Origin of the sequence: Mesorhizobium sp. M0058, assembly GCF_040323095.1 — a bacterium.
Classification (GTDB): Bacteria; Pseudomonadota; Alphaproteobacteria; order Rhizobiales; family Rhizobiaceae; genus Mesorhizobium.
The window spans coordinates 495603-516340 of sequence record NZ_JAMYUQ010000001.1 but is presented as its reverse complement, the minus strand read 5'-3'; the positions used below and the strand labels follow the sequence as shown (position 1 = coordinate 516340).

21 protein-coding genes are annotated in these 20738 nt (G+C 61.4%); 4 read left to right on the top strand and 17 right to left on the bottom strand.

Annotated elements, in window-relative coordinates; genetic code table 11:
* Positions 1 to 15 precede the first annotated feature (15 nt).
* The 4 genes from NKJ75_RS02525 (at position 16) to NKJ75_RS02510 (ending at position 2793) form a co-directional block, all read left to right on the top strand.
* Positions 16 to 843, top strand: a complete 828-nt coding sequence (locus NKJ75_RS02525; protein WP_352499138.1) for a transporter substrate-binding domain-containing protein — start codon at positions 16 to 18, stop codon at positions 841 to 843.
* A 67-nt stretch (positions 844 to 910) separates the two neighbouring features.
* Positions 911 to 1627: an amino acid ABC transporter permease gene (locus tag NKJ75_RS02520; RefSeq protein ID WP_352499137.1), complete on the top strand. Its 717-nt coding sequence runs from the start codon at positions 911 to 913 to the stop codon at positions 1625 to 1627.
* Between the two features lie 17 nt (positions 1628 to 1644).
* Positions 1645 to 2337 carry an amino acid ABC transporter permease gene (locus NKJ75_RS02515; protein WP_023809599.1) on the top strand — a complete coding sequence of 231 codons (693 nt, stop codon included), beginning with the start codon at positions 1645 to 1647 and terminating at the stop codon, positions 2335 to 2337.
* Between the two features lie 135 nt (positions 2338 to 2472).
* Entirely contained in the window at positions 2473 to 2793 is a 321-nt protein-coding gene (locus tag NKJ75_RS02510; protein WP_352499136.1) for a hypothetical protein, read from the top strand.
* 86 nt (positions 2794 to 2879) lie between these two features.
* On the opposite strand, the gene NKJ75_RS02505 is transcribed toward NKJ75_RS02510, so the two are convergent.
* The 17 genes from NKJ75_RS02505 to NKJ75_RS02425 form a co-directional block, all read right to left on the bottom strand.
* Positions 2880 to 3200 (bottom strand): hypothetical protein, encoded by a 321-nt coding sequence (locus tag NKJ75_RS02505; RefSeq protein WP_352499135.1) that lies wholly within the window; start codon positions 3198 to 3200, stop codon positions 2880 to 2882.
* Positions 3201 to 3866: 666 nt separating this feature from the next.
* Entirely contained in the window at positions 3867 to 5024 is a 1158-nt protein-coding gene (locus NKJ75_RS02500) for an acyl-CoA dehydrogenase family protein (RefSeq protein ID WP_352499134.1), read from the bottom strand.
* Positions 5025 to 5077: 53 nt separating this feature from the next.
* Positions 5078 to 6034 carry an aldo/keto reductase gene (locus NKJ75_RS02495; protein WP_352499133.1) on the bottom strand — a complete coding sequence of 319 codons (957 nt, stop codon included), beginning with the start codon at positions 6032 to 6034 and terminating at the stop codon, positions 5078 to 5080.
* On the bottom strand, positions 6031 to 7383 hold the full coding sequence (locus tag NKJ75_RS02490; RefSeq protein ID WP_352499132.1) for a cytochrome P450: 1353 nt from the start codon (positions 7381 to 7383) through the stop codon (positions 6031 to 6033). Before NKJ75_RS02490 ends, NKJ75_RS02495 begins: the two co-directional genes overlap by 4 nt.
* On the bottom strand, positions 7373 to 8995 hold the full coding sequence (locus tag NKJ75_RS02485; RefSeq protein WP_352499131.1) for an AMP-binding protein: 1623 nt from the start codon (positions 8993 to 8995) through the stop codon (positions 7373 to 7375). Before NKJ75_RS02485 ends, NKJ75_RS02490 begins: the two co-directional genes overlap by 11 nt.
* Positions 8992 to 9252 (bottom strand): acyl carrier protein, encoded by a 261-nt coding sequence (locus NKJ75_RS02480; protein WP_352499130.1) that lies wholly within the window; start codon positions 9250 to 9252, stop codon positions 8992 to 8994. Before NKJ75_RS02480 ends, NKJ75_RS02485 begins: the two co-directional genes overlap by 4 nt.
* Entirely contained in the window at positions 9249 to 10853 is a 1605-nt protein-coding gene (locus NKJ75_RS02475) for a class I adenylate-forming enzyme family protein (protein ID WP_352499129.1), read from the bottom strand. The genes NKJ75_RS02480 and NKJ75_RS02475 overlap by 4 nt, the downstream gene beginning before the upstream one ends.
* Entirely contained in the window at positions 10844 to 11782 is a 939-nt protein-coding gene (locus NKJ75_RS02470; protein WP_352499128.1) for a beta-ketoacyl-[acyl-carrier-protein] synthase family protein, read from the bottom strand. Before NKJ75_RS02470 ends, NKJ75_RS02475 begins: the two co-directional genes overlap by 10 nt.
* A 12-nt stretch (positions 11783 to 11794) precedes the next feature.
* Positions 11795 to 12646: a hypothetical protein gene (locus NKJ75_RS02465; RefSeq protein ID WP_352499127.1), complete on the bottom strand. Its 852-nt coding sequence runs from the start codon at positions 12644 to 12646 to the stop codon at positions 11795 to 11797.
* Positions 12630 to 15062, bottom strand: a complete 2433-nt coding sequence (locus NKJ75_RS02460) for an acyl-CoA dehydrogenase family protein (RefSeq protein WP_352499126.1) — start codon at positions 15060 to 15062, stop codon at positions 12630 to 12632. The genes NKJ75_RS02465 and NKJ75_RS02460 overlap by 17 nt, the downstream gene beginning before the upstream one ends.
* A 5-nt stretch (positions 15063 to 15067) precedes the next feature.
* Positions 15068 to 15358 carry a hypothetical protein gene (locus NKJ75_RS02455; RefSeq protein ID WP_352499125.1) on the bottom strand — a complete coding sequence of 97 codons (291 nt, stop codon included), beginning with the start codon at positions 15356 to 15358 and terminating at the stop codon, positions 15068 to 15070.
* Positions 15359 to 15444: 86 nt separating this feature from the next.
* A complete protein-coding gene (locus NKJ75_RS02450; protein ID WP_352499124.1) occupies positions 15445 to 16371 on the bottom strand; it encodes a 3-oxoacyl-[acyl-carrier-protein] synthase III C-terminal domain-containing protein in 927 nt (308 codons plus the stop codon).
* Positions 16355 to 17161 (bottom strand): alpha/beta fold hydrolase, encoded by an 807-nt coding sequence (locus NKJ75_RS02445; RefSeq protein ID WP_352499123.1) that lies wholly within the window; start codon positions 17159 to 17161, stop codon positions 16355 to 16357. The genes NKJ75_RS02450 and NKJ75_RS02445 overlap by 17 nt, the downstream gene beginning before the upstream one ends.
* 151 nt (positions 17162 to 17312) lie before the next feature.
* The gene (locus tag NKJ75_RS02440; protein ID WP_352499122.1) at positions 17313 to 18677 is read right to left on the bottom strand and encodes a hypothetical protein; all 1365 of its coding nucleotides are present in this window, start codon (positions 18675 to 18677) and stop codon (positions 17313 to 17315) included.
* Positions 18674 to 19246 (bottom strand): hypothetical protein, encoded by a 573-nt coding sequence (locus NKJ75_RS02435; protein WP_352499121.1) that lies wholly within the window; start codon positions 19244 to 19246, stop codon positions 18674 to 18676. The genes NKJ75_RS02440 and NKJ75_RS02435 overlap by 4 nt, the downstream gene beginning before the upstream one ends.
* Positions 19243 to 19965: a hypothetical protein gene (locus tag NKJ75_RS02430; RefSeq protein ID WP_352499120.1), complete on the bottom strand. Its 723-nt coding sequence runs from the start codon at positions 19963 to 19965 to the stop codon at positions 19243 to 19245. The genes NKJ75_RS02435 and NKJ75_RS02430 overlap by 4 nt, the downstream gene beginning before the upstream one ends.
* Complete coding sequence (locus tag NKJ75_RS02425) at positions 19965 to 20237, bottom strand: acyl carrier protein (protein ID WP_352499119.1); 273 nt, start codon at positions 20235 to 20237, stop codon at positions 19965 to 19967. Before NKJ75_RS02425 ends, NKJ75_RS02430 begins: the two co-directional genes overlap by 1 nt.
* Between the last annotated feature and the right edge of the window lie 501 nt (positions 20238 to 20738).

The following is a 20738-nucleotide window of genomic DNA, read 5'->3' as shown; positions in this document are numbered from 1 at the left end:
CAAGGGAACCAAGACATGTCTGCAATCACATCCAATTTCTCTCGCCGCTATGCCCTGGCCATCGCCGGCGGCATCGCGATTGCCCTTGCAACGGCGGGGGTCAGCTATGGCCAGACCGTTCGCACGATCAAGATCGCTACGTCTGCCGAATCCAAGCCGCTGGCATGGGGCGCGATCGGCGTCGAGCCGCAAGGCTATGAGCCCGACCTTCTGAAGGCGATCAACGCAAAGCTGCCGCAATACAAGTTCGAAATGGAAGGCGTCTCCGACATTGCCCAGGAAACCGGTCTCGCTACGGGCAAGTACGACATTGCGGTGGGTGGCTACTACAAGTCGCCCGAGCGCTCCAAGCAGTTCTTCATTCCGGAAAATCCTATGGGCGCCAGCCTGATGAAGATCTACAGCAAGAAAGACAGCGGCATCAAGGAAATGAAAGACCTGGTCGGCAAGAGGATCGTTCCGACCACGGCCGGCGGTGGAACCTACAAGTTCATCATGAACTGGCAGAAAGAAAACCCGCAATACAAGCTCGATGTCACGGCATCGAGTGCAGGCATTCCCTACCCGAACCGGCTGGACGAAGTTCAGAACGGTAAGTTCGACGCTCTCGTCTTGCCGTCCAATCTCGGTGAGCAGACCGTCATCGAGCAAAAGAAACTCGATATCGTGGCGTCCGAACCAGTGTTCAGCAACAACACCTACATGCTGATCCACAGATCAGACGAGAACAAGGTTCTGGCTGACGATGTGAACAAGGTTCTCAAGGAATTGAAAGACGACGGCACGATCGAGAAGCTCTCGCAGAAGTGGTTCGGCGAGGGCATCGTCCAGTACATGAAATAGCACGGCCGTCGAGGGCCATATTCGCTAGTCAGCGGCAAGGCTGAATTGCAAGAAGGAGCGTTTCAAAGTGGATGTATCTGCTATGATTCCCGAGTTGCTCTCGGCACTGCCGCTGACGCTCGCCATCACGTTTACGGCCCTCATTTCCGGGTTCTGCCTGGCACTCATCGCGACAACCCTCCGGGTCCGCAGGGTGCCAGTCATAAGTCACCTAGTGGACCTCTACGTATCTTATGCCCGGAGTGTTCCTGTCGTACTGCAGTTGTTCGTCGCGTTTTATGGGCTTCCGCTGTTGGTGATCCTGTTCGGCGCCAAAGATTTTATTTCGGCGACGATGGCTGCCATGGTGGGGTTGAGTCTCTACCACGGCGGCTATCTGTCGGAAGTCATGCGGCCTGCATATCTGGCCGTCGATCGCGGCCAGCACGATGCGGCCGACAGCCTTGGATATACGTTCCGACAGAAAATTACTCGCGTCGTGGGTCCTCAGGCGGTGCACTTCGCTTTGCCGGGCTATGGGAACTCCATCATCTATCTGATCCATAACGTTGCGCTGGTCATGTACATCGGGGCGGCCGACGTCATGGCGACCGCGCATCTGATCATGGAGCGCGACTACAACCAGTTCCAGTTCGAAACCTACCTCGTCCTGGCGGTCATCTATTCGCTGATGTGCCTGGTCGCATGGCTCATCGTGCGCTTCTTCGAGCTTCGATCACCGATGCAAGCGCCTGAGGCGACGACAACAACTCCGATCAAGAACGAGCTCCTCGCGAGCGTCTGACGTAAGGGTATTCAACCATGTTTGATACCGATATTTTGCTCCAGGACACTCAGGAAATTCTGAGTGCCGTACCCGTGACGATTGGAATGGCGCTCATGATTTTTGTCCTGTCTACGATAGTCGGCAGCATATTCGCGCTTATCGAATACAGACGGGTGCCGGTGCTGCGAGAGCTCATCATGACTTACAAGATCGTCTTCAAGGGCGTTCCGATGGTCATCGTGATTTTCCTCGCCTATTTCGGTCTGCCGCCCGCATTCCAGTTCCTGTTCTCATTGCTGGGGATCAACTTCAACGCCCACGAAACCCCCAATTGGGTCATCCTTGTCGTTGCGATTACCGGCTGTGTCGCCGCGTTCCAATCGGAGATTATCAAGGGAGCCCTGAATGCATTCGACACCGGTCAGTCGGACGCAGCCCATTCGCTGGGCTATACGGGCGGCCAACTGTTCCGACGTATCCTTTTTCCCCAGGTGGCCCTCACGGCAATTCCTGACCTGACAACTTCGATGATGGTCATCATGAAGGCCCTTTCTCTCGGATTCGCCATCGAGGTTGTCGATATCTTCGCCCAGTCCCAGTTGACCGCCGCGCTGAACTACTACTACCTCGAAGCCTTCGTGATTGCCGTCGTGATCTATATGGTGATTGCCTATATCGTCACACAGATTGCCGACAGGCTGGAGCAGGCGCTGAGGGTGCGGACGTGAGGCGGATGTGGGATAGAATCGTCAAGCTTCGGATATCGACCCGCAGCTGGGAGGCAATTCTTTCGGAGATGAAAAGCTTGAGGAGAAACCCAAGTAGCCGATGTATGTATCGGTGAGTTTCATGCGCTTGGTTAGGTGCGCGGCGTCGACCTGGCACCACTCGACCAGTTGCAGAACGTCATCTGCGTGCGCGCCTTCCCCAAGACGCTCTCGGCCAACCTGCGCTGCGGCTATATCGCGGCGCGTCAAGACCTGATCGCTTCCCTGGCCGAGTTGAAGATGCTGACGAACGTCAACAGCTCGGGACATATCGAGCGGCTGATCCATGGGCTGATCAGTGAGGGCCACTATCGGCGGACGAAGGCAGGCATTCGCGTCAACATCGCTTGGGCCTCCGATCCTCGTTTTTTTGACTTCCTGCTTCGAGCGACAACGGCCGGCCTAAATCGACTGTAGCGACATAGCGGGCCTTGCATGGATCTGCATTTTTTTTGCACAGAGGAGAGTCGCCACCCCCAAGCTTGGCAGGCGAAGTTGATCGCCTACATGACCGCGAGCGCCTGCAACAGCGGGCGCTTCCTAGTTAGGAATGCGTTGGCCATAGTTGTGAACTCCTTGATGTTCTCGTCCTTCTCTTCGACGCGCTGTCCGTTCCTCACCAGCCGTTCGCCAACACTGTCGAGGAATTCCCAGACGAAATCCGCAAGATCCTCAGCTGATTGCTTGCCCTGCTCGAGTGCGAGCATAAACATCTGGTAGACATGGGGCACGAATATGCCGCCGCGAGTCACGGGTGAAGCAAGATGCGTAAGTTCCGTGCGCCAAGCGCGCGGCTGCGGATATGGCGGTTCAGCTTGTTGCATCGCTCGGTAGTCTGTTTTGTTGGCGTTTGCGCCGGGAGGGCAAAACCTGCTCCCGTCAGAACGGTCAACGCCTCGACAACCTCGCCCACCTTCAAGGTTCAGAGTTGGGGACGTTCCATCAGCTCATGGGTGCTATGGCCAATCTATGTGCTTGATATTTTAGCATTTTTTCTCTAACATCAAATCGCTAGGACCTGCCGAGTGCACTCGAATTTACGCCAGAATACGACCCTTTTCGCCACGTTTCGATCTCTCATTGCACACGGAGCGCACACGAAAAAATGGCCACCTACACAAAGCTCTCGTCCGGTTCCTGGCGTGTCCAAGTCCGTCGCAAAGGTCGCTACGTCAGCGAGACCTTCTTGCGCCGAGACGATGCACGACGCAGGGCAACCGAAACCGAGCGCCAAGTCGATCGCGTGAGACGCCGACCAAGTCCCGTATAGCGCGCCTGAAAACCTTCGGCGAACTCATCGACCTTCATATCGGCGACATGTGCGATGTAGGCAAGTCCCCTCGCCGCTCCAAGACCGCAGTCCTCAATTATGCTCCAAAGACATCTGGGGAAGTGCAACATCTCGCGGGTAAACAATCGCTACTAAAAGACCTGCCGGGCGCTTTCCGAATGCTGTATTTCTAAGGAAAATTGGGGCGGCCTGGTTCGTCCTAAAGACTGTTGACCAAGCCTCGACCGATCACATCGCGCAGCACTTCGCTTGCTCCGCCCCAAATGGACTGTACGGCACTGTCGAGGAGATCCTGCGTGCAACGCTCACCTGATACGCCGCTTATGCCTTGGGCGCCGTGTAGCTGGACCGACAGGGCAGCAACAGATTTCAGCGTTTCCGTCGCCCGCAACTTTGCCAGGCTCGCAGCCCTCGGGTTGAGGCCGCTACGGGACTGCTCGATGATGCATGCGTCGATATAGGCCTGATTGACGGTGCATTCGCCGTAGAGATCCGCCAAGCGGCAATAGTTGACCTGATAGTCGAGAAGGCTGCCCCTGGATGTCTTTCGGCGCCCGCAGAAGCCGATCAACTCTTGCAGAATGGTGACCGCGTTCGTCTGGGCATAGATTGCGAGCATCAAACGCTCGAGACCCAGGAAGGTCAAAAGGTAGAACAAGCCGCGACCCTCGGCACCCAGCAGCTTGTCTCCGCCTACACGGCAATCGTCGAAGACGATCGTGCTGGTGTCGAGGGCGCGCATTCCGGATTTGGCGATGGGTTCTCGGCTGAGGCCCTGCCTATCCGCGTCGACGATCAGGAGGCTCAACTGCGGGGCCTGCTCCAGGGCCAGGCCTGCCTTGCGCGCGGCGACGACGATTACATCAGCCGAAAAGCCATTCGATATATGTTTCTTTTCGCCGTTGATGGCGAAATCGCCGTCAATCCGGGCGACGGAGGTCTTCATATGCGCGACCTCGCTACCCGATTGCGGTTCCGTCATGGCGATTGCCCCGAGCTTTGCGCCCGAACACAAACCCGGAACATAGTCCTGCTTCTGATTTTCCGTCGCCAGCTTGAGAAAATATGGCGCTACAATATCGCTCTGCAAAAAGGTCAGAAAGCCGGAGAGCCGTCGTTTCGCCAGCTCCTCGGCAATGACCACGGCTTCGGTGAACGGGGCATCGCAGCCGCCGTGGCCACTAGGAGCCGTGCGGCACAGCAGGCCGGCCGCACCAGCCTTGAGCCAGGCATCGCGCGGGATGCGGCCCTGCATCTCCCAGTCACCGTGGTATGGCGCTATCTCGCTGTCGAGGAAATCCGCAACATAGAGGCGGAAACGGTCATCCGTATGTGAAAAAAGACTTCGTTTGATCATGGCATACCTCAATGATCGGCCCGGTTCGAGATGGCTCAGGCATTGCCGGTGCCTCAATAATAGGAGCTGGCGCTGTCGAGGCGCTGCAATTCGTCGGCCACAAGGTGCAGCGTCGCACCTTCGAGGATCTGTGCGAGTTGGGCTGGCGTCGTTGCACTGGCGATCGGCGCGGCAAGACCCGGGCGACTGTTGAGCCAGGCGATCGCCACGCTCGCCGGGGCAACGCCGTGGGCAAGAGCAATCTCGTCGAGGGCGTCGAGTATCCGTAGCCCCCGTTCGTTGAGGTAGGCCTTCATGAAGAAGCCGCGGGCCGGGCTCTTGCGAAAATCGCTCCGCGCCCGATATTTTCCGGAGAGAAAGCCGCGCGCCAGCGAGAAGTAGCTTGTGACCGCGATTTCATGGGCAGAGCAGAAGGCCGCGAGGTCCCCTTCGTGCTCTCCCCGATCGTACAGATTGTAGTGCGCCTGCACTGTCTCGAATCGGGGCCAGCCTTCGTGCCTGGAAATATGCTCGGCCGTGCCAAGCTGTTGCGTTCCATGATGGCACGCGCCGATCGCGCGGACTTTTCCCTCCCGCACTAGGTCAGCGAAGATACCCAGCGTCTCCTCGATGGGGACCTGCAGATCTTCCCGATGGGCAAGATAGAGATCGATGTAATCGGTCGAAAGGCGCCGCAGGGAAGCCTCAATGGCCTCTGTCACATAGCGCCGTGACAGGCCCTCTCTCCCGGTGCCCATGGCGAAGCCGACCTTCGTCGTCAGCACGATCCGGTCGCGGTTGTGGCGCGCCTTGATCCAATTGCCGATGATCGTTTCCGATATGCCACCCGGATTGCCGGGCGCCCAATTGGAATAGACATCAGCGGTGTCGATGAGGTTGAATCCGCGGTCGACGAAAGCGTCGAGGACCCTGAAGGATCCGCGTTCGTCGATCGTCCAGCCGAAGACGTTTCCACCAAGTCCCAAGGGCGCTACGAGAAGCCCCGAGCGACCGAGCCTGCGCCTATTCATTGCAACCAACCTGTCTCGACCAGCTGCCGGCGTCTGCGGAAGACGAACGGGACAGGTCCGCGGGGCGCCAGTTGGGCGCGCAGGAAGGGGCGCAGGTTGCCGGGCGCGCAGGCCGGTGCGATCTCGAATTCCAGGGCGCACGTGACGGTGTGTAGCGACCTGGAAAGCAGGCGCAGCATGAACCGTGTCTGCTTGCGCGCCGTGGGGCTAAGGCCGAAAGGCATGAAGCATTCGGGGTCCTCGCTTTCCGCCATGAAGCGGCGGCCGTAGAAACGGCTCGGCTCCCGCCAGCAGCGCTGGTCGTGATGCATGAGCCAGGGCGAGAACAGGACGGTCGCGCCGGTCGGAATGGTCATGCCGTCGACGGACATGCTTCGACCGGCCGTGCGGTAGACGAAAGGATGCTCCGGATAGAGGCGCGCGGTCTCCTTTGCGACCGACATGGCCAGGGAGCGGCCGTCCGGCCTGGCGCCGGCGTCCTGCTCCCCGGCCAGCGCAGCCGCAAGCGCGTCATCCCTTGCCAGATGCACAAGCGCCCAGAACAGGCCCAGCCCGTCGACGTTCAGCCGATCCTTGAGGATGCGGAACAGGATGGGGCGCAGCAGGTTCACCCGCGCGTCTGGTTCGATTTCTTCTGGCAGTGCCCCAGCCAGGGCGGCGACGAATGTCGGGTCGCCCGGCCTCGCCGCTTCGATGCTGGCCGCGACCACCTGGTCAAGGAAGGCACGGATCTTGATGAACTCCTCGGAGCTTTCGGCGGAATGCAGCGTCTCCGCCGTCTTGTTGAACACAAAGCGGTGGAAGGACTGCATCGCGATCAGCCCCTGCGCCAAGGTGGCCGGATCGGCCACCGAGCCGAAGATCGTAGGCGCCACCGAGCGAACCGCCCACAGCCGCGTCAAGTCGCGAAGGTCGTCGACCGTGCCCTGCACCTCGGCGATGAATGCATCGGCCGCAGCGTCCGCGGCCGCGTCGAACTGCGCTTCCGACGCCGCCTCGGCCTGCGAAAGGGCCCGGCGGAGTGCCAGTCCGACCCGTGCCCAGGAGGCGCCTTGGCCATCTGCGCCGAGAAGCATGCGCGTGGTGTTGGCATTGCTCCTTACGTCGCCGAAAGTGGCCAGCAGCTGGGCGGCGTTCTCTTTCCACGAGCGCAGGCCTTGCTCACCGCTCAAAAGGTAGGTGTCCCGGTCGTCGCCCGTATGTAGGACAACGAGGTCGCCGTGCCGTCGGGATGCTTCCTCGGCTACTTTCAGCAGGCCGAGATTCTGGTAGAGTGCCGAGTTGGCGTCGAAGACGGGGCATGCAGCCACCGGAGGACCCTCCTGTGAGAAACCGGAATCAGTGCCCATGAGGGACACCCACGCCAAGCCCGGAATGGACGTAGCGGGCGCGCGCCTTGCCGGCGGCAGTGATGACCTCCTTGCGGTCGAGTTTGGAGTTGTTGTTCAGCTTGACTTCGAAATTCGCATACCAGAAGCGTGGGACGAGATAGGACGGGAGCTCGGTCGCGAGCCGCTCGGCAAGGGCCCGCAGATCCGCCGCACCGCGTGGTCCGAGGACGAAGGCATTTAGCGCACGCGGCTGGCCGTCGAGCGAATAGACGCTGACCACCGCATCATCGACGCCTTCAAGCGAGCGCACATGCTTCTCGACATCATCGAGATCGACCCTCACGCCCTGGATTTTCGTTTCCCGGTCGATGCGCCCCTTGAAGTACCAGAGGCCGTCCTTCGCCCGATATCCCCAGTCCCCTGTGCGGTAGAGCCCCGGCTTGGGGAAGGCCGTTGCCTGCTTCTCCGGCAGGTTGATGTAGCCGTTGCCGACGCTGAGGCCGCGGATGTAGATTTCGCCCGCCAGCGGTTCGCTCCCATCCTCCGCGCCCGCTTCGGCCTGGGCGAAGTGTTCGAGCACGGTGCCGGGGCGCGCATAGCCGATCGGCAGCTCGTGCGTATCCGTCAGGTGCGCCTCGGTGATGTCTACGCCGGTGACGGCGACAGTGCATTCGGTCGGCCCGTAGGTGTTGACGACCCGGCATCCTGGGAAACGCTCGAAAAGCTGGCGGACGATCATTTTTGTAAGTGGCTCGCCGCAGAAGAGGAATGTCCTGCAATCGGGAAGAGCCTCGCCGGTGAAGCGCGGATTCTTGAGGAAGAGACGAATGATCGATGGCGTGGAGACCCACAGCGAAACGCGATCGGCCGCCACCCTCTGGATCAGTCCGCTGGAATTTGCCAGGTCCGCGTGATCGAGCGCTGTCACCGGCAGCAGATGAAGCCAGGCGGTCCAGATCTCGAAGAGCGATACGTCGAAGCAGTAGCGGATGTTGCCGGACACGCCCTGCCACATCGCCGCCTCGGGCAGGAGCACGTCGAGCCAGTCTATGAAGTCGATGAGATTGGCATAGCTCACCTGAATGCCCTTCGGCTGGCCGAGCGTGCCGGAGGAAAACATTATGTAGGCCACGTCATGCGGATTGATGCCGGCGTTTGGCGCCCGGCAGGCGGTATCGAAGGCCAGACCCGTGCAGTCGTCTTCGCAGCCGATGTGAACGACCGACACAAGATCAGCGATCTGCGCCTCGATCCTCGTATCCGTATCGGCGATGAGCAGGGCTCCGGCGCCGCAGGCCGACGCGATCTGGCGCACACGTTCCACCGGTGTCTCCGGCTCTACCGGCACCAACGCCCAGCCACCGGTCAGGCACGCCCAGTATGCGATCATGTAGCGATGGTCCTTGTGGCCCCAGATCAGGACCGGGGGACGCTCCGGTCCTGCAAGCGGGCCGCTGGCAAGATCATGGCGGAGATTGGCGGCCCGGCGATACAGCTCCGCATAACTGAGCTCGCCCCCCGCGTAGCGGCAGCTTGCAGCCGTCTCGCCAGCGAAGCTTTCGAAGATCGCGTGCAGACGCTCTTCCACGGTGGGTTGGAAGGTCTCGTGACGGTTGGGAAGAGCCGTCATACCACTGCCTGCGCCTGGACGCTCCTGCCTACGAAACTCGCGAGGCTCTCCACGCTCGTGAAGTGCTCTGGGAGCAGTTGCGCCGGATCGATGTCCAGACTCGGCACGCTTTCTTCGATGAGGAGGAAGAGTTCCAGCATAAGGCCGCTGTCGATGCCTAGGTCCTGCAGGCGCGTCTCGGGCGCAAGCCCATTCTGGTTCGGGAGTTCGAGAAGTTCGACAATGGCTTTAATGATGATGGCTTCCAACTCGTTCATGATGGGGTTTCCTCTGCGGCAATGGGGTGATCAAGCGTGTTGACGAGCAGGTCCCGCAGGACATGCCTGTCGATCTTTCCGTTCTGGTTACGCCTCAATTCGTCGACGATGATAATGCGGGCGGGCACGACGTGGTGTTCCAGGCGTTCGCGGCACCAGTCGAGAAGGGCTCTCGGCTTGGCGTCCTGCCCGGGATGCAGCGTGACGAAGGCGACGGGGCGTTCTCCATGGGTCGGATGCGTCTCGCCGATCGCGGCGGCCTGAGACACGACCGGATGAGACGTAAGCATGCGCTCGATCTCGGAAGGGGCCACCTTCTGACCGCCGACCTTGAGAATGTCGTCGTCGCGGGCGATGAAGTAGAGAAAGCCGTCTTCGTCTAGCCGGCAGGTGTCGCCGGTGAAAAGAACGACTTCCTGGGTCTCGGGGCACATGCGCAACTTTTCCGCCGTCTTGGCGGGATTATTCCAGTAGCCTTTCATCACAGTGCTTCCCCGGATGACGAGCTCACCGGTCGCGTTGCGGAAGTGACGCCGGCCTTCCTTGTCCACCAGCCAGAGCTCCGTGTTGGGAATGGCTTTTCCCACGCTCATCTTGCGCGTTTCGAGCTCCGCCGGATCGAGATAGGTGCAACGATGGCACTCAGTGAGGCCGTACATGGAGAAGATGGTCGCGTGGCAGAACATAGCCGCCAGCTTGTCGATGCTGCCGCTGTGGAGCGCTGCCGATGTGCTCGTCAGGCAGCGGACGCGACCGACCTCGAAACGGTCCACCAAAGGTTCGATCAGCGGAACCATGGTTGGCACGATCGGGAAGACCGTCGCCCCGCAAGAGACCAGATGGGAAAGCGCAAAGAACGGTTGAGCGAAACTCACTTCGACATAGAGCGTCGCGCCGACGAGCGTGGCCATGGTCAGTTGGTGGAGCCCGTAATCGAAGCTAAGCGGAATAGCGCAGAAGACGACGTCGTCGGACCGGTAACCCAGATAGGTCGACACTGAACGGGCGGCCGACGTGATATTGAGATGCGTGAGCATGACTCCCTTGGGATCGCCCGTGGAGCCGGACGTATAGATGATAGCGGCCAGATCACGGTCGATGATGTCGGCGAGCGGCCGGGCGACGGGCGTCGCCTCGGCGGCGGCGGTGTCTTCATCGAATACGATCAGGTCCTGTCCGAGAAGGCCGGTGCCGACATACATTAGCAGGTAAGGTGGAAGGCTCGTCTGGGCGATGGCCGCCTGCACCATTGGCAGGAGGAGTTCGTCCATGACGACGGCCTTGGGCTCGCAATTGCCGACGATCCAAGCGAACTTTTCTTTCTTGGTGTCGGGGCTGAGCGGCACGGCCACCGCCCCGGCGAGCACGATGCCCCAGAAGGTGACGCAAAAGCCGATGGAGTTCGACATCAAGAGCACGACGCGGTCGCCGCGACCGATCCCGGCCTGTTGCAGGTCGCGCGCGATCGCAGAGGCCAGCAGGACGATTCGGGCATAGTTCAGCTCGCGCAGCCCGTCGCGCAGGGCGATTTGATCGCCACGTACCGCGGCAGTATCGAGCAGGAAGCTGGAAAGCAAATTTGGAGAACGTTTCATTGCCATACCCCGTTCATCGATCTGTGAAGCTGGAAAGCTCCGATGAAGGCGCCCATTCCGACAGACACAAGCGTGAGGGGATCCTGACGGTCAGGCGCCTTCGCAAGGAGATTGGACAGCAGGACGAACGGATCGGCCGTGTAGCAATGCCCGATATCCGGCAGGAGGCCGAGATCGACCCTGTCGAAAGCGAGGTCATGGTTCTGGCTCATCTGCTTCCAGACGAGCTGGTTGACGTTGTGCGGGAGCAGACGTGACGACCCGCTCCAGTCGAACCGCGTTTCGTCGAGGGCGGCCTTGACCATCCCGTTGTGGGCGGCGAAGAACGCGCTCATCTCGCTGTGCGTGCCGGCACGACCGCTGCGGAATTCCGGCCGCATGTGCAACGCAATCGGCGCGAAGCGCCACCCGCCGTGCTCATTGTCGACGATCAGACCGTAATAGGCCTCGCCCATGAGAGTACATCCGGGAACGTAGCGTTCGGACAGCGGCAGCCCCCTATGCCCGTCCCCCGCGAGCAGGAGCACGCAGCGGGAAAGTCCGCTGCGCAGGAGGCTCTCCGCCATTTCGAGCGCCCAGAACATGCCACCGCAATTGTACTGGTCGACTTCGTATCGCGTACGCACGTCGGCGAGGAGCGGGTGGTCGGGAAGCTCGCTGAGCGGCGAGCTGCCTTCCGGATATTGCAGCGGCAGGGCGTGAACGTAGATGGCGGCATCCGGTGCCAGGCCCTCGTGCTTTTGCAGCAGGCTGTCGAGAACCGCCTCGAATGCGCCAGTGGGAGACGTTCCGTCCGCTGCGGTGGAGACCTGGTTGATGCCGAAGAGCCTGGAAAAGACCTGCGCCTGCGAACGCGAGCCACCGGCAGCGCGGACGATCTCTTCCGCTTCAATGCGGCCATCCGGGACATGAGCACTTATGGCAACCAGTCTCATGGTACAATCTCCTTAGTCGGCGCTGAAACCGATGCCGGTCAGGCTGAATTTGTCATGGACGATGATGAGATAGTCGTTTCCGGGCTTTCCCTGATCGGCGAGTACGGCGAAGGGTGCGCTGCACAGCAGCCGCTTGTCCTGGACGAGCACCGGTCCAGGCCAACCCGCCCGATCGGCGGTCTCAGCGTCGGCGATGAGCGTGCAGGCCTGCGAATTGAGACACAGATCCTGCGCCATGATACGAAGGTGTTCCGCCAAGCCGATGCGTGCGATCTCGTGACGGCGACGGTAACCGCGGTAGCGCAGCGGACCCTCATTGCCCCGCTGGACCAGCACCAGACTGGCCGAGTTGAGAGGATCGACCCTATCGACAAGCTCCGACCTATAGAGAAGGTGCTTCTGATCCATGACCATCAGCAGCGCCTTGTTTCGCGGCCCTGTCAGGTAGCGCTCGATGCAATGGAGAGCAAAAAGCGGGGCGGAAGCACCGCGGTCGGATATCGCGAAGCCGAGCCCTTCCGAAAGGTCGAGCGTGTGCAGCGCGAAGTTCGTCACCGAAGTGCCGAGATGAACATCGGGCAGCCAATGCGCAAGGATGATCAGATCGATATTGGAAAGATCGGCGCGGGCGGACAGGGATGGCAACAGTGCCCGCACCATCTCAACGAAGGGGGCGCGATCGTCGGCGCTCAGCCAGCGGACGACGTTGCTGTCGTCTTCGGTATAGGCTCTGCCGTTCGATTTGAAGAAGCGGCGCGTATAATCTTCCCAATAGTCAACCTGATCGGCGAAGGCCGCCGCCGCCGGTTCGAGCCCGCCGAAGGTGCCGCAGACGATGGTGCGCGGATCAATGAACATGCTCATGCGGCACTCCTGAAACATACGAACGGAAGGCATTCAGCACGTGAATGTTCGTGGTTCCTTCCATGTATTCAAAGGCCTTGGCGTCGCGCGTCTTGCGGCGAAGCACGGGATCCATCATCAGCTGCGCAGAACAATCGAGGGAGAAGGCTCTTTCGACCACCTGATCGGCAAAGGCGACGGCTTGCAGCTTGATGAGGCTGATTTCCTGCGTCTTCGGGCGTCCGGCTTCATAGGCCGCAAGCACTCTGTCGAGCCGTCGCAAGAGCGCCGCATGGCGCAGGCGCAGGTCCGCGAGACGAGGTTCGACGCCATGCGTGGCTTCGCTCAGATAGTCGAGTATGCCGCGGCCCGTCCCGAGTGCGAGGGCAGCGACAATCGGCCGGTTCCGTTCGAACACATCGTTGATGGCGACGAAGCCGTCCTGCAGCGAGGGCCTCCCGTCGCCGAGGATCATGTCCGGTTGGACAGGAAGATCCTCGACCATCAGACGGCAAAGATCGGCGCCGTGCAGGCCGAATGTCGGCAGTCTCTCGATAGTGAGATGGCGGGCATGGCACTCGCGGTCGATCATGACCAGCACCGGACGGCCGGAACGCTCGTCGCGGGCAAAAAGCAAGCCCACGGCAGCGCGCTCGACGTTTCCGACGATCATCTTGTGCGCGTTGAGTCGAAGCGTTCCCGCCTTGTCGCAGAGATGAGAATTCCCCTGCGAAGGATCGGAGCCCCCCGTCGGTTCGGTCACGGCGAAGAACGTGCCCTGCGGTCCGCGTTGATAGGCGCGAAAGAAGCGCTCGATCTGTTCCGGCGTTCCCATCTTCTGGACGACCCCGCCAGAAAGCGACGGCCCCTGAAGCGCTAGGATACAGCTTGCGTCCGCCCTCGCTATGCGCTCGATCATGGCGATTTGCAGGGCGTAGCTGCATCCGTCGAGATCAAGACCCGCCTGCTCGATCGGAAAGCAATTGTGGCGGGCGGGCACGCCGATCAGGGTCAAGGCACGCAGGAGCGGATTGGTCCAAAGGTCGCGCCATGCCTCCGGATCGTTTTCGAGCCTGGCGCCTGTCGCAACGAGAAGCGGGCGCAGCGCATCAAGCTTGGCCAGGCACGGGTGATCGAAAACGTTGGATTCCGATGCCGAACGGATGAAAGCCGGTGCCGGCGTCAGACTGCGGGGCGTCTGGTCCGCCAGAATGATAGCGTTCGAGGCCCGCTGGCGCACGAGGGTGAGGCGATCACCGTCGATCATCACCTCGGCGGGCTGTCCGAAACCGAGAAAGTTCACTGGCGAAGCGGTCGCGCCATAGGCTCCGGACTGATGAATGCAGACGAGGTCGCCAGCCGACGGCGACATCATGGGCACATCCTTGCCAATGATGTCCATCGGCGTGCAGAGCGGTCCAGTCAGTGTCCAGTTGCCCTTGGCAGCGTCGCTCTCCGGGTGTTTGCGCAGGAGGGTCATGGGAAAATTCTTGCGCATGAGCACGCCATTTCCCGAAGCGGCCGAATTGATGTTCGATCCGCCGTCGCAGATGGCGAAATTCTCGCCCTTCATCGTCTTATGCTGGCGCACCGAAACGACGAAGCGGCCGGCGCTCGCCACCATGTAGCGGCCAAGCTCGATGCAGATCCTGGTTTGCGGGTTCGCGTGTTCGTATGCCGCGAGGACCGGATTCAGATCCTGTCCCAGCGCGCAAAGATCCAGCTCGGCTTCACCTTCATAATAGGGAACGCCGAAGCCGCCGCCGATGTCGACGAATTGAAGTGGGTAGCGCAGATGGTCGCGGACGTCATCGGCAAGGCTGAGGATATGGCGGCTGTTGCTGACGATAGCCATGTGGTCCAGGATGCGCGTGCCCATATAGACATGCAGACCGACGATCCGGACATGGCCATAGGCTGCGGCGTCCCGCAGCACGTTGGACAGGGTAGATTGGTCGATCCCGAACTGGCTCGCCTTACCGCTCATGTTGAGCTTGGCGCCGGGGAACTGGAAGTCGGGGTTGATGCGCAGGGCGACGGTCTGGATCTTGCCGTGCTCGCCAGCGATGGCTTCAAGCTGCCGGAGCTCCTCGCCGGATTCGACGACGACGGCCTTGATCCCTTCCGAAACGCATTGGCGCAGCTCTGCCCCGGACTTCGCCGGGCCGACGAAAAGTGTCTGCTGCGCCGGCGCGCCGGCCGCGATCGCCGTCTCCAGTTCCAGCATGGAGCAGACCTCGCATCCCATCCCGGCGCGCACGAGTTCGCGCACGACGGACAGGTTCGGGTTGGCCTTCAGCGAGTAGAAGAACGCCACCGAAGGGAATGTCGTCTTCAAAGCCGCGTAACGCGCGCGCAGAAGTGCCGCGTCGAACAGGTAGAACGGTGTTCCGACTGCCTCTGCGATCTCCCAAAGGCGCTTGTCATCCCCCACCATTGTCGTCACTGCCCCGTCAGTTCGACGGCTGTAGCGACCTTCGCTTCGACGAAAAGCGAAAGCTCGTCGATGTTGCGGAAAATGGTGGACGTGGCGATGTCGAGCTCGCCGAGCAGGTCGAAGACATCGACGCGAATTTGCTCGCTCAGGCTCGAGAGAAAATGCACGAACTCGAGCGAATCCATGATGCCCGTCGGGCCATAGATCTGAGCGCCGCCCAACACGTCATCGATACGTGTCGGGCCAAGTCCGGTCTGTTCCAGCGCATGCCGGATGGTGGATTTTGTATCGAGCATTTCGGGGCTCCCCAATCGCCATTTCACTCTACTTGTTTCTACCCATAATATCTGCCCAGAACTCTTCAGCCTCTTGACACCATGCTCTAGTTCACGCTCACCAAAGCTGAGGAAGCGGTCATTCCAAGCCCGATGCTGAACAGCAGGACGAGGTCGGATGGGCCGACCACGCTATGCCTTCGGGCATGCTGCAGGTTGATGAAGGGATCCGCGCCGAAGCAGTGGCCGTAGTGCGGGATGGTGGAAAGCACGATCCGGTCGAGGCCGATGCCAAGCCGCCTGGCGATCTGCGCCCAGGACGGGATGTTGACGTTGTGCGGCAGGATGCAGCGCAGATCGTCAAGGCCGACGCCGAAGCGGGCGAGGGAACGCTGGATGCTGTCGCAGGCGAAATCGACATAGGCATCGGCGAAGCCGTCCGCCAACGGCTCGTGGGGCTCGCCCTTGATGATTGCAAACCGCCCATCGTGACGCGTGGCGCTGGCGAGCACGTGATAGGGTCCGCTGCCCCGCCCCACCAGAAGCGCGCAGGCGGCCTCGCCCATGATGGTCGCGTTCTCGATCACCCTTATGCCGAGGTGAAAGGCCTTTTCGCCGATGAGGACCAGAGCGACGTCGTCCTTGGCCAGGATGCTGTCGAGGAGATCGAGAATGCTCAAGCCGGTCGCGCAATGGCTCATGGCGGCGCTGAAGACCTCGATGCCCTTTGCCGAGAAGGCCGCCAGCACCTCGCCATGACAACCATCGATGATGCTGGTCGTCGGCAAGGTGTGGCAATGGACGACATGGGTCAGCCGTGCCCCGATATCGTCGTTTCGGGCGAGAAGCACGTCTGCCGCAACACCGACCAGGTCGGGCAGCGATTGCTCCGGATCGCAATGGAAGGTGTCGAAACCGAAGAAGCGGCCGAACATCCGATGCTGGTCGCGCGACAGCAGCAGGCTGCCCGCAATGTCGTCGAGTTTTTCCACGCGGGCGGGAAAATGAAGCTCGAGATCAAGCAGCGTTAGCATGGTTGGCCTCCGCTCCGGCATGCCTGTTGTCGGCGAAGCCGACGATGGCCCTGGTCAGGGCGGGATGACCCAGAACGGTGCGGTGATTGCAATCGTCGAGAAACAGGACGCCTGCACCCGGCGCGATAGCGAGAATGGCATGCGCCTCCTCGGCGATGACCTGCCAGTCGGCGGTGGCGTGAACGACCAGGAGGTGGTTGCCCATCCGGGCGAAGGTGCGGGGCCCGATATGCCGCGGATCGACCCGGTAGACGAACCGATAGACGCCGAGGATGGCATCCATCAGCCGGCGCGGCGCGGCGGTCTGGACGAGATAGGAATGCAGCAGGGAGCCAAGGGATTGCGGCGCGCAGACGGTGATGAGCTTGTCGGCTTTGAGACCCGCGTCCAGCGCGATGGCCGCGATGAGCCCCCCGGCGGAATGGCCGATCACGCAGTCGAACGGCCCAAACGCGCTACAATGCGCAGCGATCAGCCGGCCCTTTTCATGAAATGAGAGCGCCGCGGACTGCGACGCGCCGTCCCCCGGAAGATCCGGGACGACCACTCTGAAACCGGCATCGGCGAGCAACCGCGCCAGGGGCCACACCATCGTGCCGTCGGTGCCCCAGCCATGCAGAAGAAGGGCCCGACGTCCATTCGGGTTGCCGCAAAGCCGCACGGCAAGGGTGGCTTTTGCTGTCCTGACATGGTGATCGATGGGAAGAGCAACCGCTGGGGCCGAGGCGCGATCGCGCTCGAAACGCCGCAGCGCCAGCATGCCTCCGGCAAACGGCAGAATGGTCGTCATGAGCTGTATATCGAGGCGGCGCAGGCGCGAACGCAGATGGCGGAAGCGCGCCGGTTGCGGATCGCCGCCAAAGGCCGGAGCCGGGCGGCCGAGCCAAGGCGCACACATGCGGCGAACGCCGCCCATCAGGCACAAGGCGGGATAGGCGAGTTCAAACAACACGCTCTACCTCCCATCTGCGCGACAGTATGAGGACGCGGGCAAGGAAGGCGGTGAACATGATGGTGGCCGATGCGATGAGAATGTAGCAGATGTGCTCCATGGAGGGCTGGTCCTGAAGGACGAAAAGAACCGCGGCAACGGTTGCCAGCTCGACGGCTATGGTCAGGAGGAGCACCTTGAGGCCGTCGCCGACCTGCTCGAGGATGATCTGCATGCAGATAGCGCAGGGCAGCAGGAAGAAGGTCGGCAGAAGAAGAAGAAGAAGCCGGATCGACCGGTCGTTCAGTTCCGCTGTCTGCTGCGGCACGATGGCGTCGATGACAACTCCAGGCATGAGTGCCATGACCAGTGTGGCGAGCAGATAGAGGGTAAAGACGAAGAGAAGGCCGACAGCCAGGGGGCGCACGCTCTGCCCATGCTTCGAGTGCTCGTCCAGGGATTGGTTGGCGAGGATGGCAATAGCCGAGCCCGCGGCAACGGCGGGGATCATGAATGCAACTCGCAGCCTTATGACGATGAGAAAGGCGGATACCTCGTCCTTGCCGAAGCGGTCGAGCACTGGGAAGAGGACGGCCGCGCTGGCACTGGCGACAAGGATGGAAAAGAAGACCGGGCCACCGACATTTGTCAGAAGCCCGCGAAGCCTCCCGTAAAGCTGGGGCGCCGGCATGCTCTCTCCGCCGCGCGCCTCGCGGTGGACGAGGTAAATGACGAGGGGAAGCATGACCAGCGATCCGGCGAGATTGCCGAGCAGCACCGCGTCGAAGCCCAGCTGGTGACGTGTCAGCAGGAAATAGGTTGCCGCAAGGCTGATCGCCGCCGCCATCGCGAAGGGCACCAGCCCCATAAGCACGCGTCCGCGCCCGCGCAAAGCGCCATGGTAGACCTCGAAAATCACGAATGCCGCCATGGACAGGACTGCCAGTGGCAGCTCGGCCAGCGTCGGTTGCCAGGCCCCAGCCCGCTCTCCGAGGAAGCGCTCCACGCCATAGGCCGAGGCGGCCAGGAGGCAGAGCAGCAAAAGACCGGCGATTGCGAGGATGCGCGAAGAGCTGCGCAGGCTACCCTTCGGCAATGCATGCTTCGTGCGCGCGGCAAAAACCTGGTTGGTGACCGACAGGCCTTCCATCAGGGCGATGACGAGGAAGAAGGCCGGCTGCAGCAGGGACATCATATGGAGCGCGCCACTTTGGTCGTAGCGCGACAGCAAGGCCAGCGTGCCGAGATTGAGTGACGAAAGGACGCAGGCGCCAAGCGCGAGCGGTGCCGCGAGAGCCCCTATCTGACCGATGATACGCGTGGTCGGCTGCGGGATCGTGGCCGGGGCGGGCTGTACGGAAACGTCAATGGTCACAGGCGAACCTCCAGGTTTTCGACGACCGCTTGTCCGGGGGAAGCCATGGTCGGATCGGTCTCGATGCTTCCCTTGACTAGAACCGTGTAGGTGATGACGGGGGCTGCCGCCTCGTGCGGGCCGAGACGGCGGGTCTCGTCGGTGAGCACCAGAACCCTTCCATGGCGGTGCAGCAGGGCTCGCGCCATGGTCGTGGCGTCCTGGCGGGCGATCTCGTCGTCTACCCGCAGCGCGAAGACGGGGCCCGTCCCGCCGACAAGCGGCAGCAGCCATTGCAGGATCGGCGAGCGCGTATCCAGCTGGTGGCCGCGGTGGAGGTACAGGATTGAGAGATCAGAGCCGCCAAGGCGCGCGCGGATATCCGCCAGCAGAGGTTGAAGTGCCCCGGCGTGAGGTGCCGCATTCTCGAAGACAACCGTCTGCAGGTCGACATTGTGCGAAACCTGGTTCAGGTCCAGCCACAGCGCGACCTGCCGACGCTCCGCCGCATCGAGAGGGCGCACGCTTGCCGCGACGCTGATCGCGCCTTCGACAACATAATAGTCGGGTCCGACCTTGCCGATGATCATTGCCGGCCCCCGACGGTCGCCGGCGTCTGCCTGGCATAGGGATGCACGGCAATTTCGTAGAGGCCGATCGATCCAGCCGGGTTGGCGTAGAGTGCGCGGATCAGCGAGGCCAGATATTCAGTCGTGTTGATCCCGTGGAGCAGGAAGCCGTGGCCGCCCATGAGCTTGGACACGTTCATGAAATGCGTGCTGATCTCGTGCTGCACACCCGGATCATAGGCGAGGTCGCCGCTTGTCTCGATGAGCGCGAGCTCTTCGCGGCGGCGCGTAATCAGGTCGTGGGAGGCCGAGAAATGTGCCTTGACGAGCTGATGGTGCAGCACCTTGCGCCCAAAACTCTGCCGCGGCTCGAGATGGCGGAAGGCCGTATCAAGGGCCTGTGCAAGCAGACCCAGGCGCACTGCCGTTGCCGCGATCGCCTGGCGCAAGGCGAACCGCCCGGTTTCGCTTGCTCCGCGGACCTGCGAAAGGCAGAGCCCCAGATGGACGAGGACGATGTCTTCACTCGTCCGCTCTATGCCGATATCGGCGGTGCCGGAAGACGGTGACACCAGGGGCCGGTCATTGGCCGCGGCATGCAGCGCCAAACCGTTGCTCACCAGATAGCCGTCCAGCTCTGTTACATACCGGCAGAGCGCACGAAGGGTGACACGCACCTCACCTTGGCGGGCGAGCGAGAAAAGCTGGTCTGCTGTCAACGGAGCGGCGGTGTGGAGCATCAGGGTGCTTTGGCCAGCGCCTGGCTGGAAATATAGGTCGCAAGGTTGCCGATCACGTTGAAATCGGCCTCGCCGAGCGCGAGCGGATCGAAGCGCAGATTCTCGACCTTGTCTTCCAGAGACAGAAGGAACTGGACAAACATGAACGAGTCCAGGTCGAAGTCCCGGTCCAGCTTCATGTCTAAGCTCAACGCCGCGACGGGCCGCTCCGTCACCTCGGAAAGTGCGTTCCTGATTGCAGTAAGAATGACATTGAGGAGGGCACTGTTCATGAATTCATCCCGCTGTTCAGAGGAATCTCTGCGCCACGTAGGTCCGCCATATTTTTAGATTTCAGTCAGTCTGCCGCAGCGGCGCTCCCGCACGACGCTCGGTTTTTGGTAGCTGCAGCTTAAGCAGGGATTTCAGACGTCGCGTCCTCGAACACGATCTTGGACCGCCAACATCACGAAATAGGACCTCGCTACGTTCTCCTTTTAAGCGCGGCATTGATTTGTGGTGCGGAGGCCTCTGCAGGGGCCTGGAAGTTGAGGCATTTTCGCGGGTTGAGACGATGCTCCAGGCGATGTCGTGAATGTCGGCATCGGTGAACCTGGCCGAATCCGCGTTGCGCGGAAGAATCCTACGCAGCCGGCCGTTGGCGGATCACAGAACCAGCCTTGAGGCCAACCGAATGCCCGATCCGGTGCGGATCGCGCCGATCCCGAAGCAGGCGCCAAAGCGTTCAGCCGCCAAGCGTTGACCGTCACGCCAAGGCAGCAGCGCTCCGGCAT